12 protein-coding genes are annotated in these 14,130 nt (G+C 51.8%); all 12 read left to right on the top strand.

The annotated features are described in order from the left end of the window. The first annotated feature begins 13 nt into the window (after nt 1-13). The 12 genes from amiB (at nt 14) to rlmB (ending at nt 14,029) form a co-directional block, all read left to right on the top strand. Entirely contained in the window at nt 14-1,345 is a 1,332-nt protein-coding gene (gene amiB, locus DY231_RS21035) for an N-acetylmuramoyl-L-alanine amidase AmiB (RefSeq protein ID WP_115631325.1), read from the top strand. 9 nt (nt 1,346-1,354) lie between these two features. Further along, the gene (mutL, locus tag DY231_RS21030; RefSeq protein ID WP_115631323.1) at nt 1,355-3,262 is read left to right on the top strand and encodes a DNA mismatch repair endonuclease MutL; all 1,908 of its coding nucleotides are present in this window, start codon (nt 1,355-1,357) and stop codon (nt 3,260-3,262) included. Further along, on the top strand, nt 3,255-4,202 hold the full coding sequence (miaA, locus tag DY231_RS21025; RefSeq protein WP_115631321.1) for a tRNA (adenosine(37)-N6)-dimethylallyltransferase MiaA: 948 nt from the start codon (nt 3,255-3,257) through the stop codon (nt 4,200-4,202). The genes mutL and miaA overlap by 8 nt, the downstream gene beginning before the upstream one ends. Nucleotides 4,203-4,304: 102 nt before the next feature. Further along, nucleotides 4,305-4,613, top strand: a complete 309-nt coding sequence (gene hfq, locus DY231_RS21020) for an RNA chaperone Hfq (protein ID WP_034461169.1) — start codon at nt 4,305-4,307, stop codon at nt 4,611-4,613. A gap of 76 nt (nt 4,614-4,689) precedes the next feature. After that, entirely contained in the window at nt 4,690-5,970 is a 1,281-nt protein-coding gene (gene hflX, locus DY231_RS21015) for a ribosome rescue GTPase HflX (RefSeq protein WP_115631319.1), read from the top strand. A gap of 74 nt (nt 5,971-6,044) precedes the next feature. After that, nucleotides 6,045-7,307 carry an FtsH protease activity modulator HflK gene (gene hflK, locus DY231_RS21010; RefSeq protein WP_034492789.1) on the top strand — a complete coding sequence of 421 codons (1,263 nt, stop codon included), beginning with the start codon at nt 6,045-6,047 and terminating at the stop codon, nt 7,305-7,307. 2 nt (nt 7,308-7,309) lie between these two features. Beyond that, entirely contained in the window at nt 7,310-8,314 is a 1,005-nt protein-coding gene (gene hflC, locus DY231_RS21005; protein ID WP_115631317.1) for a protease modulator HflC, read from the top strand. A 66-nt stretch (nt 8,315-8,380) separates the two neighbouring features. Further along, on the top strand, nt 8,381-8,578 hold the full coding sequence (locus DY231_RS21000; protein WP_034492791.1) for a DUF2065 domain-containing protein: 198 nt from the start codon (nt 8,381-8,383) through the stop codon (nt 8,576-8,578). 102 nt (nt 8,579-8,680) lie between these two features. Continuing rightward, nucleotides 8,681-9,979 (top strand): adenylosuccinate synthase, encoded by a 1,299-nt coding sequence (locus DY231_RS20995; RefSeq protein WP_034492792.1) that lies wholly within the window; start codon nt 8,681-8,683, stop codon nt 9,977-9,979. A gap of 284 nt (nt 9,980-10,263) precedes the next feature. After that, nucleotides 10,264-10,689, top strand: coding sequence for a nitric oxide-sensing transcriptional repressor NsrR (nsrR, locus tag DY231_RS20990; protein ID WP_034492795.1), 426 nt, complete (start codon nt 10,264-10,266; stop codon nt 10,687-10,689). Nucleotides 10,690-10,728: 39 nt separating this feature from the next. Next, the gene (gene rnr / locus DY231_RS20985) at nt 10,729-13,197 is read left to right on the top strand and encodes a ribonuclease R (protein ID WP_115631315.1); all 2,469 of its coding nucleotides are present in this window, start codon (nt 10,729-10,731) and stop codon (nt 13,195-13,197) included. A gap of 100 nt (nt 13,198-13,297) precedes the next feature. Continuing rightward, complete coding sequence (gene rlmB / locus DY231_RS20980) at nt 13,298-14,029, top strand: 23S rRNA (guanosine(2251)-2'-O)-methyltransferase RlmB (RefSeq protein ID WP_034492799.1); 732 nt, start codon at nt 13,298-13,300, stop codon at nt 14,027-14,029. Nucleotides 14,030-14,130 lie beyond the last annotated feature (101 nt).

Here is a 14,130-nt window from a genome sequence, read left to right as displayed (position 1 = left end):
CAAGGATGACGGGATGATCTATCGCGTGAAAAGTGTGTGGATGGCGTTGTGTTTATTGGTGCTGGCGGCACAAGCAAGCGCGGCCAGTTTAGCGGATATTCAGGTATCGAACGGCGATTCTCAGGCGCGGATCACGTTTAGTTTTATTGGCGATCCTGAATATGCTTTTTCTCAGGATGATAAGAAAAGCGTCGCTCTGGATATCAAACAAACGGGTGTGATCCGAGGTTTACCGCTGTTGTTCAGTGGCAATAACCTGGTGAAAAGCATTCGTTCAGGGCAACCAAAAGACAGCGATTCTTTACGCCTGGTGGTTGATCTCACTGAGCCTGGCAAAACTCGCGCTGTAAAACAGCAAAATGGTTCTAATTACACGGTAGTGTTTACGATCAACGCCGATGCTCCGCCTCCGCCACCACCACCTCCGGTTGTGGCTAAACGTGTTGAAGCGCCACCCGTCACCCGTTCAACCGAGCCGGCAAAAAATCCCTTTAATCCGCAGACCGTGACGGGAGCCATCAGCTCTAATACGGCGATGCACCCTGCACGGACTCAGCGCACCACGACTCAATCCGATACCGTCGTTGTGGCTATTGATGCGGGGCACGGTGGGCAGGATCCGGGGGCAATTGGCCCTGGTGGCACGAAAGAGAAAAACGTCACTATTTCGATTGCCCGCAAACTTCGCTCATTGCTAAATGACGACCCGATGTTTAAAGGCGTGCTGACCCGAGATGGTGATTATTTTATTTCGGTGATGGGGCGTTCAGACGTCGCACGTAAACAGAATGCCAATATTCTGGTGTCTATTCATGCTGATGCCGCGCCTAATCGCGATGCGACGGGCGCCTCCGTTTGGGTGCTGTCGAATCGTCGCGCGAACAGTGAAATGGCAGGCTGGCTCGAACAGCACGAGAAACAATCGGAGTTGTTGGGCGGGGCGGGTGATGTGCTGGCCAATAGCCAGGCTGACCCGTATTTAAGCCAAGCGGTTCTGGATTTGCAGTTCGGCCATTCCCAGCGTGTCGGGTATGATGTGGCAACAAAAGTGCTGGCGCAAATGCAGCGCGTAGGCTCGTTGCACAAACGTCGCCCGGAACACGCAAGCCTTGGCGTATTGCGTTCGCCGGATATTCCTTCGGTGTTAGTGGAAACCGGGTTTATCAGCAACAACTCGGAAGAGCGCCTGCTCGATAGCGATGACTACCAGCAAAAAATTGCACAGGCTATTTATCAAGGGCTTAGGGATTATTTCCTGACGCATCCGTTGCAATCCGCGCCCCCAACTGGTCAAACTGCACGCTCGCAAGCTGCGGGTATTGATCCCGTCGCGATGACTCAATAAGGAGATTTCATGCCGATTCAGGTTCTGCCGCCGCAACTTGCCAACCAGATTGCTGCTGGCGAAGTGGTAGAGCGCCCCGCATCGGTGGTGAAAGAACTGGTTGAGAACAGTCTTGATGCAGGTGCCACGCGTATTGATATTGATATTGAACGCGGTGGCGCCAAGCTCATTCGTATTCGTGATAACGGCTGCGGTATCAAAAAAGATGAGCTGGCATTAGCCCTGGCTCGTCATGCGACCAGTAAAATCGCCACACTTGATGACCTTGAGGCCATTATTAGCCTCGGGTTTCGTGGTGAAGCGCTTGCGAGTATTAGCTCGGTCGCACGACTGACGTTAACCTCGCGTACCGCCGAGCAAAGCGAAGCGTGGCAAGCCTATGCCGAAGGGCGTGAACAGGATGTGACGGTAAAACCTGCGGCACATCCAGTCGGAACCACGCTTGAGGTGTTGGATTTGTTCTACAACACGCCCGCACGTCGCAAGTTCATGCGTACCGAAAAAACCGAATTTAATCATATTGATGAGATAGTCAGACGTATTGCGCTGGCGCGTTTTGATGTATCGATAAACCTCACCCATAACGGCAAGGTGATTCGTCAGTACCGCGCGGTGGCGGAGGGTGCTCCTCGCGAACGCCGCCTTGGCTCGATTTGCGGCACGGCTTTCCTCGAACAAGCGCTGGCCATTGAATGGCAGCATGGTGACCTGGCATTACGCGGCTGGGTGGCTGAACCCACGGCGACGACTTCCGCTCTGGCAGAGATTCAATATTGCTATGTGAATGGCCGCATGATGCGCGACCGCCTGATCAATCACGCTATCCGCCAGGCCTGTGAAGACAAACTCGGTGCCGACCAGCAACCGGCGTTTGTGCTGTACCTGGAAATCGACCCGCATCAAGTGGATGTGAATGTACATCCTGCAAAACATGAAGTGCGTTTTCATCAGTCGCGTCTGGTGCATGATTTTATCTACCAGGGCGTGTTGAGCGTGCTGCAACAGCAAAGTGAAAATCGCCTGCCGCTGGAAGAAACGGCGGAAGAACCGCAACCGCGCTGGCAGCCGGAAAACCGCGTGGCATCCGGGCGTAACCAGTTTGCCACGCCTGCTGCTCCCACAGCTTCTCGCGAATCAATACCTCGCGAATCAACACCTCGTAATACGGCCCCGGTTTCTGGTGGCTATAGTGAAGGAAGTGCGAGTAAAGGCAGTGCGCCTTTATGGCCGCATGCGGCACCTGGTTTTCAGAAGAAAGAAGGGGCGGTGTATCGTGAATTGCTAAATACATCGACATCCGTAGCCTCAAAACATCGAGTTGCTGAACCTGAGTCTGAGCTTTACGAGGCTTTAGACGGTCACGCACAAAGTTTTGGGCGCGTGCTGACCGTCATCAATCCGGATATCGCATTGCTCGAGCGTGACGGCAAAATCATGCTGCTTTCCTTAAGCGTGGCTGAACGGTGGTTGAAAATGGCGCAGTTAGTGCCAGGCTCCGAAGGGGCACGTGCTCAACCGCTGCTGATCCCCATTCGTTTGAAAGTCACCAAAGAAGAACAGGACGTTCTGATTAAAAATCAGCCGCTTTTACTGGAAATGGGCATTGAATTCGCCATTGAGTCGCGTCAGATAACAATTCGCTCTGTACCTTTACCTTTGCGTAAACAAAATTTACAAATCTTGATTCACGAACTGCCAGGATACCTGGCGCGACAGACAGAGGTGAATGCAACACAGATTGCTCAATGGTTTGCTCGTCAAATGGACGGTAATCATGAACAATGGAATCAGGCGCAGGCGATTGCCCTGCTGGCTGATGTGGAGCGTCTTTGTCCGCAGCTGGTGAAATTACCACCTGGCGGTTTGTTACAACCTGTTGATTTACATATGGCGATGAACGCCCTGAAACATGACTGAAGTTAAGCAAAGCCTGCCACAGGCAATTTTTTTGATGGGGCCGACGGCCTCAGGTAAGACAGCGTTAGCCATTAATTTGCGTAAAACGTTGCCGGTAGAGTTGATAAGCGTTGATTCGGCCCTTATCTATCAAGGGATGGACATTGGTACCGCGAAGCCAACGGCTGAAGAACTGGCCCAGGCTCCGCACCGGTTACTTGATATTCTCGACCCGGCACAATCCTATTCCGCCGCTGATTTCCGGCGTGATGCGTTGGCTGAAATGGCTGAAATTACCGCGGCAGGGCGTATTCCCTTGTTAGTCGGGGGAACAATGCTCTACTTCAAGGCATTGTTAGAGGGTTTGTCTCCTTTACCATCCGCTGACCCGCAAGTACGGGAACGGATAGAAAAACAGGCTGCAGAGCAAGGATGGGAAGCGTTGCATCGTGAGTTAGCACAGGTTGATCCTGTCGCCGCTGCACGTATTCATCCAAATGATCCACAAAGGCTTTCCCGTGCACTGGAAGTTTTTTTCATTTCGGGTAAAACTTTAACGGAACTGACGGAAACGTCAGGAGAAGCTCTGCCTTACCAGGTGCATCAGTTCGCCATCGCCCCGGCGAGCCGTGAACTGCTCCATCAAAGAATTGAGCAGCGTTTTCATCAGATGTTAGCTTCTGGATTTGAAGCTGAAGTGCGGGCTCTTTTTGCCCGTAGTGATTTGCATACGGACATGCCTTCCATTCGTTGTGTGGGATACCGGCAGATGTGGTCTTATCTGGCAGGGGAAATTTCACATGATGAAATGGTTTATCGTGGTATTTGCGCGACGAGACAATTGGCTAAGCGCCAGATGACCTGGTTGCGAGGTTGGGAGGGTGTTCACTGGTTAGACAGTGAGAATCCGTCTCAATCTTACAACGATGTACTACAGGTTGTTAGTGCGAAGCACCAATGAATGTGTACAATTGAATCGTTATGGTGCGCAATATTTTACGCAGTTTTTCAGAGCCTCAGGGTTCTTGAGTTACAAACAACAAGCATATAAGGAAAAGATAGAATGGCTAAGGGGCAATCATTACAAGATCCGTTCTTGAACGCACTGCGTCGCGAACGTGTTCCAGTTTCTATTTATTTGGTGAATGGTATTAAGCTGCAAGGTCAGATTGAGTCTTTTGATCAGTTTGTAATCCTGTTGAAAAACACGGTTAGCCAGATGGTCTATAAGCACGCGATTTCTACTGTTGTTCCGTCTCGTCCGGTATCTCATCACAGCAATAACACCGGTACTAGCGGTTCTGGCAGCTACCACCATGGTGGAAGTGCGCAAGGTTCTGCGCCACAACAAGACAACGAAGACGCTGAATAAGGCGTAACGTTGTTTTTCCAAGCCGGGGAACCAGGGATGCTGGGTTCCCCGCTGGTCTTTTTGAGAGGTTATACGCTTGTTTGACCGTTATGATGCCGGTGAGCAGGCGGTGCTGGTACACATCTATTTTACGCAAGACAAAGACAAGGAAGATCTAGAGGAATTTGAATCTCTGGTCTCTTCAGCCGGTGTCGAAGCATTGCAGGTGGTTACTGGTAGCCGTAAAGCTCCTCACCCGAAGTATTTTGTTGGTGAAGGTAAGGCAATTGAAATTGCCGATGCAGTGAAAGCCACTGGGGCATCGGTCATTTTATTTGATCACGCGTTGTCTCCAGCCCAGGAGCGTAACCTCGAAGCGCTGTGTGAATGTCGCGTCGTCGACAGAACCGGCCTGATTTTAGATATTTTTGCTCAACGTGCGCGTACCCATGAAGGTAAGTTGCAGGTTGAACTGGCTCAGTTACGTCACATGGCAACTCGCCTTGTGCGCGGCTGGACCCACCTTGAGCGTCAGGGAGGGGGGATAGGTTCGCGAGGCCCTGGGGAAACTCAGCTCGAAACCGACCGCCGTTTACTGCGCAACCGGATTATGCTGATCCTTAATCGCTTAGAACGAGTTGAAAAACAACGTGAGCAAGGTCGGCGATCGCGTGCCAAGGCTGATATCCCAACCGTTTCTCTGGTGGGCTACACCAACGCCGGTAAATCCACCCTGTTTAACCAAATAACAGCGGCTGACGTTTATGCCGCAGATCAGTTGTTTGCCACACTGGATCCTACATTGCGCCGTATTAACGTCGCGGATGTCGGTGAAACAATATTGGCCGACACAGTAGGTTTTATTCGTCACTTGCCACACGATTTGGTGGCAGCGTTTAAAGCGACCTTGCAGGAAACACGTCAGGCGACACTGTTATTACATGTGATTGACGCAAGTGACCTGAGGATCGAGGAAAACATTGCCGCGGTTGATACCGTTCTCGAAGAGATTGAGGCTAATGAAATTCCTACGCTGATGGTGATGAATAAGATAGATATGTTGGAAGATTTTGTTCCGCGTATCGACAGAGATGATGAAAATATGCCGATTCGGGTCTGGCTTTCTGCCCAGACCGGTGACGGTATTCCACTGCTTTTCCAGGCTTTGACAGAGCGTTTATCTGGTGAAATTGCACAGCATACGTTGTGCTTGCCCCCCCAGGCTGGGCGACTTCGGAGCCGGTTTTATCAGCTTCAGGCAATAGAAAAAGAGTGGATGGAGGAAGACGGCAGTGTTGGCTTACAAATTCGTATGCCTATTGTTGACTGGCGTCGCCTCTGTAAACAAGAACCGGCACTCGCTGACTATATTGTCTAGCCAGTCAAGGGAATGTCCTGAAGACTTTTTCCCCTTCGGGGGATATCACCGCACAACAAATATGGAGCATAAACATGGCGTGGAATCAGCCCGGTAATAACGGACAGGACCGCGACCCGTGGGGAAGCAGCAAACCTGGCGGCGACTCTGGGGGTAACAAAGGAGGGCGGGATCAGGGTCCACCTGATCTGGATGATATCTTCCGTAAATTAAGCAAAAAACTGGGTGGCCTGGGCGGCGGTAAAAGTGGTGGCAGTGGTTCCGGTGGCGGTTCTTCACAGCTTCCGCGTCCGCACATCGGTGGTCGTATGGTCGGTATCGTTGCCGCCGTCGCTGTCGTTATTTGGGCTGCAACCGGGTTCTATACCATCAAAGAAGCTGAACGTGGTGTAGTAACGCGTTTTGGTCAATTCAGCCATTTGGTTGAGCCGGGCCTGAACTGGAAACCGACATTCATTGATAGCGTCCGAGCGGTAAACGTGGAAGCGGTACGTGAATTGGCTGCGTCAGGTGTGATGCTGACTTCCGACGAGAACGTGGTTCGCGTTGAAATGAACGTGCAGTACCGTGTTACCGATCCGCGTCGTTATCTGTTTAGCGTAACCAGCGCGGACGATAGCCTGCGTCAGGCAACCGACAGCGCACTGCGTGGTGTTATTGGTAAATACACCATGGATAAAATCCTCACCGAGGGTCGTACCATTATTCGTAATGATACGCAGCGCGAACTGGAAGAAACCATTCGTCCTTACAACATGGGTATCACCTTGCTGGACGTCAACTTCCAGGCTGCTCGTCCGCCGGAAGAGGTGAAGGCTGCGTTTGATGATGCGATTTCCGCGCGTGAAAACGAACAGCAATATATCCGTGAAGCAGAAGCGTATACCAACGAAGTTCAGCCGCGTGCTAACGGTCAGGCGCAGCGTATTCTTGAAGAAGCGCGTGCTTATAAAACACAGACCGTGTTAGAAGCGCAGGGTGAAGTGGCTCGCTTCGCCAAAATGTTGCCGGAATACAAAGCTGCACCGGAAATTACCCGGGAGCGTCTGTATATCGAAACCATGGAAAAAGTGCTTAGCCATACCCGTAAAGTTCTGGTTAACGACAAAGGTGGCAACCTGATGGTTCTGCCTCTGGATCAGATGCTCAAAGGTGGCTCACAGCCAGCGGCAAAGACTGATAACACAGGGGCGAACAACTTGTTGCGTCTGCCACCTGCATCAAGTTCAAGCAGCGGTAGCGCCAGCACACAGTCCTCGTCAAGCCGGGGCGATATCATGGATCAGCGCCGCGTGAACGCGCAGCGCACTGATAACCAGCGCGTAGGGAGTGAATAACGATGCGTAAGTCAGTCATTGCTTTAATTATCATCGTGCTGGTTGTGCTGTTTACCTCGGTCTTCGTGGTACAGGAAGGCGAGCGCGGGATTACGTTACGCTTCGGTAAAGTGTTGCGTGATGATGAAAACAAGCCGGTGGTCTACGAACCAGGTCTGCATTTCAAAGTACCGTTTATCGAGTCGGTTAAAACGCTTGATGCGCGTATTCAGACCATGGATAACCAGGCCGATCGCTTTGTGACCAAAGAGAAGAAAGACCTGATCGTCGATTCCTATATCAAATGGCGTATCAGTGATTTCAGCCGCTACTACCTGGCAACAGGCGGTGGTGACGTTTCTCAGGCAGAAGTGCTGTTAAAACGTAAATTCAGTGACCGTCTGCGTTCTGAAATTGGTCGTCTTGATGTGAAAGACATCGTGACCGATTCTCGTGGCCGTCTGACTCTGGATGTGCGTGATGCGCTGAACTCAGGTACCGCGGGTACTGACGATGAAGTGGCTACACCTGCTGCGGATGATGCAATTGCCTCTGCTGCTGCGCGTGTCACTGCGGAAACCAAAGGTAAAGTACCAGTGGTTAACCCGAACAGTATGGCGGCGCTGGGTATCGAAGTGGTCGATGTGCGTATCAAGCAGATCAACCTGCCTGCTGAGGTTTCTGAAGCCATCTACAACCGTATGCGTGCCGAACGTGAAGCTGTTGCTCGTCGTCACCGTTCACAAGGTCAGGAAGAAGCTGAGAAGCTGCGTGCTACCGCCGACTACGAAGTGACTCGTACTCTGGCAGAAGCCGAGCGTCAGGGCCGTATTAGCCGTGGTGAAGGTGATGCAGAAGCTGCCAAACTGTTTGCTGATGCATTCAGCCAGGATCCAGACTTCTATGCATTCATTCGTAGCCTGCGTGCTTATGAAGCAAGCTTCAGTAGTGGTCAGGACGTGATGGTGTTAAGCCCGGATAGCGATTTCTTCCGCTACATGAAAACACCTGCGAATAGCACACGTTAATAGTCGCAAAAAACTTATCAAGAGCCGGTCTGACCGGCTCTTTTTTTATTGGTGTTAGAGGGAATTATGAATTCGACTATCTGGATGGCATTAGCGCTGGTTTTGGTGCTCGAAGGACTCGGACCGATGCTTTATCCACGCATGTGGCGCCGAATGATCGCCGCGTTAACACAACTTCCCGACAATACGCTTCGTCGTTTTGGTGGCGGACTAGTGGTTGCAGGTATCGTTATCTACTACATGTTGAGTCGAGCCGCTGGCTGAACCGCATTGAGGTGGACGATTACCATTTTGTATACTAAAAGGGCTGATCATCTAGGAAACCGATGGTAGAATCCTTTTTTAAGCAAACGGTGATTTTGAAAAATGGGTAACAACGTCGTCGTACTGGGCACCCAATGGGGTGACGAAGGTAAAGGAAAGATCGTAGATCTTCTGACTGAACGGGCTAAATATGTTGTGCGCTACCAGGGCGGTCACAACGCAGGCCATACTCTCGTAATCAACGGTGAAAAGACCGTTCTTCATCTTATTCCATCAGGTATTCTGCGTGATAACGTTACCAGCATCATCGGTAATGGCGTTGTGCTGTCTCCTGCTGCACTGATGAAAGAGATGAAAGAGCTGGAAGACCGTGGGATTCCGGTACGTGAGCGCTTGCTGTTATCTGAAGCTTGCCCGCTGATTCTTGATTATCACGTAGCGCTGGATGTGGCTCGTGAGAAAGCACGTGGCGCGAAAGCTATCGGTACAACCGGTCGTGGTATCGGACCTGCGTATGAAGACAAAGTGGCCCGTCGTGGCCTGCGCGTTGGCGACCTGTTCGACAAAGCCACCTTTGCCGACAAACTGAAAGAAGTTCTGGAATACCATAACTTCCAACTGGTTAACTTCTACAAAGTTGAAGCGGTTGATTACCAGAAAGTTCTGGACGATGTCATGGCAGTTGCTGACATTCTGACCAGTATGGTAGTTGATGTGTCCGATCTACTGGATCAGGCACGTAAGCGCGGCGACTTCATCATGTTCGAAGGTGCTCAAGGCACGCTGCTGGACATCGATCACGGTACCTATCCGTACGTGACCTCTTCCAACACCACCGCGGGTGGCGTGGCAACAGGTTCCGGCATTGGTCCACGTTATGTTGATTACGTTCTGGGTATTATCAAAGCGTACTCTACTCGCGTTGGCGCAGGTCCGTTCCCAACTGAACTGTTTGATGATATCGGCGAGTTCCTGTGCAAACAAGGTAATGAGTTCGGTGCAACTACCGGTCGTCGTCGTCGTACAGGTTGGTTGGATATCGTTGCTGTGCGTCGCGCAGTGCAGATCAACTCCCTGTCAGGTTTCTGCCTGACCAAGCTGGACGTACTGGACGGCTTGAAAGAAGTTAAACTCTGCGTCGGTTACCGTCTACCAGATGGCCGTGAAGTGACTACCACTCCAATGGCTGCTGACGACTGGGAAGGCATCGAGCCAATCTACGAAACCATGCCAGGCTGGTCCGAAACGACCTTCGGCGTGAAAGAGCGTAGTGGTTTGCCGCAAGCAGCGCTGGACTACATCAAGCGCATTGAAGAACTGACTGAAGTACCAGTAGACATTATTTCTACCGGTCCGGACCGTTCTGAAACCATGATTCTGCGCGATCCGTTCGACGCATAATGATGTGATGGGGTGTGCTTAGCACGCCCCAACTGCTTTATCCTGCCGTTTTATCACCCTTCCCCGTCAAATAAATTAGCTGGCAACCATATGGCTGGTTTATCATCAATCTATACCCGTCATACTTCACGTTGCAGCGGCGTTGGCTGCACTCACTCACCCCAGTCACTTACTTAAGTAAGCTCCCGGGGATTCTTGAGCCGGCCGCCTGGCTGCAACCCGAATTATTTAGGGTATAGTATTTACAGCTATTAAGCGTTTCCCCTCCCACCCTAGAGGTTGATGTGCAGTTAACGAGTTTTACTGATTACGGTTTACGTGCTTTGATTTACATGGCGTCTTTGCCAGAAGGCAAGATGACGAGCATTTCTGAGGTAACAGAAGTGTATGGTGTATCACGTAATCATATGGTGAAAATCATCAATCAACTCAGTCGCGCAGGCTATGTGACGGCAGTGCGCGGCAAAAACGGTGGCATTCGCCTCGGCAAGCCGGCGGTATCTATCCGTGTCGGTGATGTGGTGCGCGAGCTGGAACCGCTTTCTTTGGTGAACTGTAGTAGTGAGTTTTGTCATATCACCCCCGCATGTCGTCTGAAACAGGCACTGGCCCAGGCGGTGCAAAGCTTTCTTACAGAGCTGGATAAGCACACCCTGGCCGATTTGGTGGACCAAAACCAACCGCTCTACAAATTATTGCTGGTGGAATAAATCACGATTTCCTCAGCAAATGACAACGGAGGAACCGCAATGTCAAAAGATCCTTTTCAGGAACGAGAAGCCGAAAAATACGAAAACCCGATCCCAAGCCGGGAGTTTATTCTCGCTCATCTCTCCAAACGTGAAAAACCAGCCAATCGTGACGAACTGGCTGAAGAACTGAATATTACTGGTGAAGAACAACTTGAAGCGCTGCGTCGCCGTTTGCGAGCCATGGAACGCGATGGACAGTTGGTCTTTACCCGCCGCCAGTGTTACGCCCTGCCAGAACGTCTCGATTTGCTAAAAGGCAAAGTCATTGGCCACCGTGATGGCTTCGGTTTCCTACGTGTAGAAGGCCGTAAAGACGATCTCTACCTTTCATCTGAACAGATGAAAATGTGTATGCATGGCGACATCGTGCTGGCACAACCACTGGGTGCCGACCGTAAAGGCCGTCGCGAAGCGCGTATTGTACGCGTGCTGGAGCCAAGAACCGGGCAAATCGTGGGCCGCTACTTTACCGATGCTGGTATCAGTTTTGTGGTGCCAGACGACAGCCGTCTGAGCTTCGATATCCTTATCCCACCAGAAGGTGTGATGGGCGCACGCATGGGCTTTGTGGTGGTGGTTGAACTCACCCAACGCCCAACTCGCCGCACCAAAGCGGTGGGTAAAATCGTTGAAGTGCTGGGTGACAACATGGGCACCGGCATGGCTGTCGATATGGCCCTGCGTACCCATGAAATCCCTTATGTCTGGCCGCCAGAAGTGGAAGCTCAGGTTGCTTCGCTGAAAGAACAAGTGCCGGAAGAAGCCAAAATTGGCCGCGTGGATTTGCGTGACCTGCCGCTTGTCACCATCGATGGTGAAGATGCGCGTGACTTCGATGATGCTGTGTTCTGTGAGAAGAAACGTGGCGGCGGCTGGCGTTTATATGTCGCTATTGCCGACGTAAGCTATTACGTTCGCCCACCAACTGCGCTGGATAAAGAAGCTCGCAACCGTGGTACGTCAGTTTACTTCCCATCGCAGGTTATCCCGATGCTGCCGGAAGTGCTGTCCAACGGTTTGTGCTCGCTGAACCCGCAGGTTGACCGTCTGTGTATGGTCTGTGAAATGACCATCTCTTCGACTGGCCGCCTGACCGGCTCTAAATTCTACGAAGCGGTAATGAGTTCCCATGCGCGTCTGACCTACACCAAAGTGTGGCACATGTTGCAAGGTGATCAGGAACTGCGCGAGCAGTACGCGCCGTTGGTTAAGCACATCGAAGAGCTGCATAACCTCTACAAAGTGCTGGATGTTTCTCGTGCGCAGCGCGGTGGTATCTCGTTTGAAAGCGAAGAAGCGAAGTTTATCTTCAACGCCGAGCGCCGCATTGAACGTGTTGAACAAACCGTTCGTAATGATGCGCACAAACTTATCGAAGAGTGCATGATCCTCGCGAATATCGCGGCGGCGCGCTTTGTTGAGAAGAACAACGAGCCATCTTTGTTCCGCGATCACGATCGTCCAAGCAACGACGCCATCACCGCGTTCCGTTCTGTGCTGGCCGAACTGGGTCTGGAATTGCCTGGCGGGCAGAAACCAGAACCGCGTGATTACGCAGAATTACTGAACTCGATTGCCGATCGACCGGATCATGAAATGCTGCAAACGATGCTGCTGCGTTCCATGAAACAGGCGGTGTACGATCCAGAAAACCGTGGTCACTTTGGCCTGGCGCTGCAATCCTATGCGCACTTTACCTCGCCGATTCGTCGTTACCCGGATTTGCTGTTACACCGTGCAATTAAATATTTGCTGGCAAAAGAGCAGGGTCACAAAGGCAACAGCACCGAATCGGGTGGCTGGCACTATGACATGGAAGAGATGCTGCAACTGGGTCAGCATTGTTCTATGGCTGAACGCCGCGCTGATGAAGCGACACGCGATGTTGCCGACTGGCTGAAATGCGACTTTATGCAGGATCAGGTCGGTAATACCTTTACTGGCATCATCGCCAGCGTTACCGGTTTCGGCTTCTTTGTCCGCCTGACGGATCTGTTTATCGACGGCCTGGTACACGTTTCTACTCTTGATAACGATTACTACCGTTTCGACCAAATCGGGCAGCGCCTGATTGGTGAGTCCGGCGGCCAGACTTATCGTTTGGGTGACCGTGTCGAAGTGCGCGTTGAAGCCGTCCACATGGACGAGCGCAAAATTGATTTTGCTCTGATCTCCAGCACTCGTGTTCCTCGTGGCGCGGGTAAAACTGAGAAAGACCGAGCGAAAAAAGGCGCAAACGGCAACGGGCCAAAACGTCGTCAGGGCGGTAAACGCACGAACTTCGAGCCAGACAGCACTTTCCGTAAAGAGAAAGGGCCAGCCAAGCCGAAGAAAGCGAAAGCCGAGAAAAGCGCCGACACAAAAGCCGAGCCGAAAGCGAAGAAACCAAAAACGCAGTCGGACAAAACTCGTAAAATAGCCGCCGCTACAAAAGCCAAGCGCGCTGCGAAAAAGCAGCCGAGCTAAGTCTCCAATTGCTTTTCGTAGGTCGGATTAGCGTAAGCGACATCCGACCTTTACGAGCAAATTAACACTGGTGCATTAGCACCTGAAATGAGTAACAGTAATGAGTGAAATGATTTACGGCATCCACGCCGTCCAGGCACTGCTTGATAACGCCCCTCAGCGTTTTCGGGAAGTCTTTATTCTTAAAGGCCGTGAAGACAAACGTCTGATGCCTTTAATTCATGCGCTGGAAGCTCAGGGTGTGCCGGTTCAAATGGCAAACCGCCAATGGCTGGATGAAAAATCTGAAGGCGCGGTGCACCAGGGCATTATTGCTCGCGTGAAACCGGGTCGTCAGTATCAGGAAAATGATATTCCAGACCTGCTTGCCAGTATCGATACCCCGTTCCTGCTCATTCTCGATGGCGTTACCGATCCCCACAACCTCGGTGCCTGCCTGCGTAGCGCAGATGCTGCTGGTGTGCATGCGGTTATCGTACCAAAAGACAGATCTGCGCAACTGAACGCGACGGCCAAGAAAGTGGCCTGCGGTGCTGCAGAGCACGTTCCGCTTATCAGTGTGACCAACCTGGCTCGAACCATGCGTTTATTGCAGGAATCGAACGTCTGGATCGTCGGTACGGCTGGCGAAGCTGACCACACTTTATTCCAGAGCAAAATGACCGGCCCAATGGCGCTGGTGATGGGCGCTGAAGGTGAAGGTATGCGTCGCCTGACGCGTGAACATTGCGATGAGCTTATCAGCATCCCAATGGCCGGGACGGTTTCTTCATTGAACGTCTCCGTTGCGACCGGTATTTGCCTGTTTGAAGCTGTGCGTCAACGCAGTTAATCTCCTGTGGGGTGCGCTCGCACCCCGCTTTGTGATCCTCCTCCATGCATAACTGCTGTCACCGTCCATACTAATGGCATTGCCATAAATGGAGGGAACAC

The organism is Buttiauxella agrestis, assembly GCF_900446255.1.
GTDB lineage: Bacteria > Pseudomonadota > Gammaproteobacteria > Enterobacterales > Enterobacteriaceae > Buttiauxella > Buttiauxella agrestis.
Note: the sequence above shows the minus strand (reverse complement) of the source record. Positions and strands in the feature narration are given on the sequence as shown.

What these genes read in the sequence shown, in the direction of transcription:
- rlmB (WP_034492799.1), top strand. Translation starts at nt 13,298, where the DNA reads ATGAGTGAAATGATTTACGGCATCCACGCCGTCCAGGCACTGCTTGAT.
- hfq (WP_034461169.1), top strand. Translation starts at nt 4,305, where the DNA reads ATGGCTAAGGGGCAATCATTACAAGATCCGTTCTTGAACGCACTGCGT.
- rnr (WP_115631315.1), top strand. Translation starts at nt 10,729, where the DNA reads ATGTCAAAAGATCCTTTTCAGGAACGAGAAGCCGAAAAATACGAAAAC.
- hflK (WP_034492789.1), top strand. Translation starts at nt 6,045, where the DNA reads ATGGCGTGGAATCAGCCCGGTAATAACGGACAGGACCGCGACCCGTGG.
- DY231_RS21000 (WP_034492791.1), top strand. Translation starts at nt 8,381, where the DNA reads ATGAATTCGACTATCTGGATGGCATTAGCGCTGGTTTTGGTGCTCGAA.
- DY231_RS20995 (WP_034492792.1), top strand. Translation starts at nt 8,681, where the DNA reads ATGGGTAACAACGTCGTCGTACTGGGCACCCAATGGGGTGACGAAGGT.
- mutL (WP_115631323.1), top strand. Translation starts at nt 1,355, where the DNA reads ATGCCGATTCAGGTTCTGCCGCCGCAACTTGCCAACCAGATTGCTGCT.
- miaA (WP_115631321.1), top strand. Translation starts at nt 3,255, where the DNA reads ATGACTGAAGTTAAGCAAAGCCTGCCACAGGCAATTTTTTTGATGGGG.
- hflC (WP_115631317.1), top strand. Translation starts at nt 7,310, where the DNA reads ATGCGTAAGTCAGTCATTGCTTTAATTATCATCGTGCTGGTTGTGCTG.
- amiB (WP_115631325.1), top strand. Translation starts at nt 14, where the DNA reads ATGATCTATCGCGTGAAAAGTGTGTGGATGGCGTTGTGTTTATTGGTG.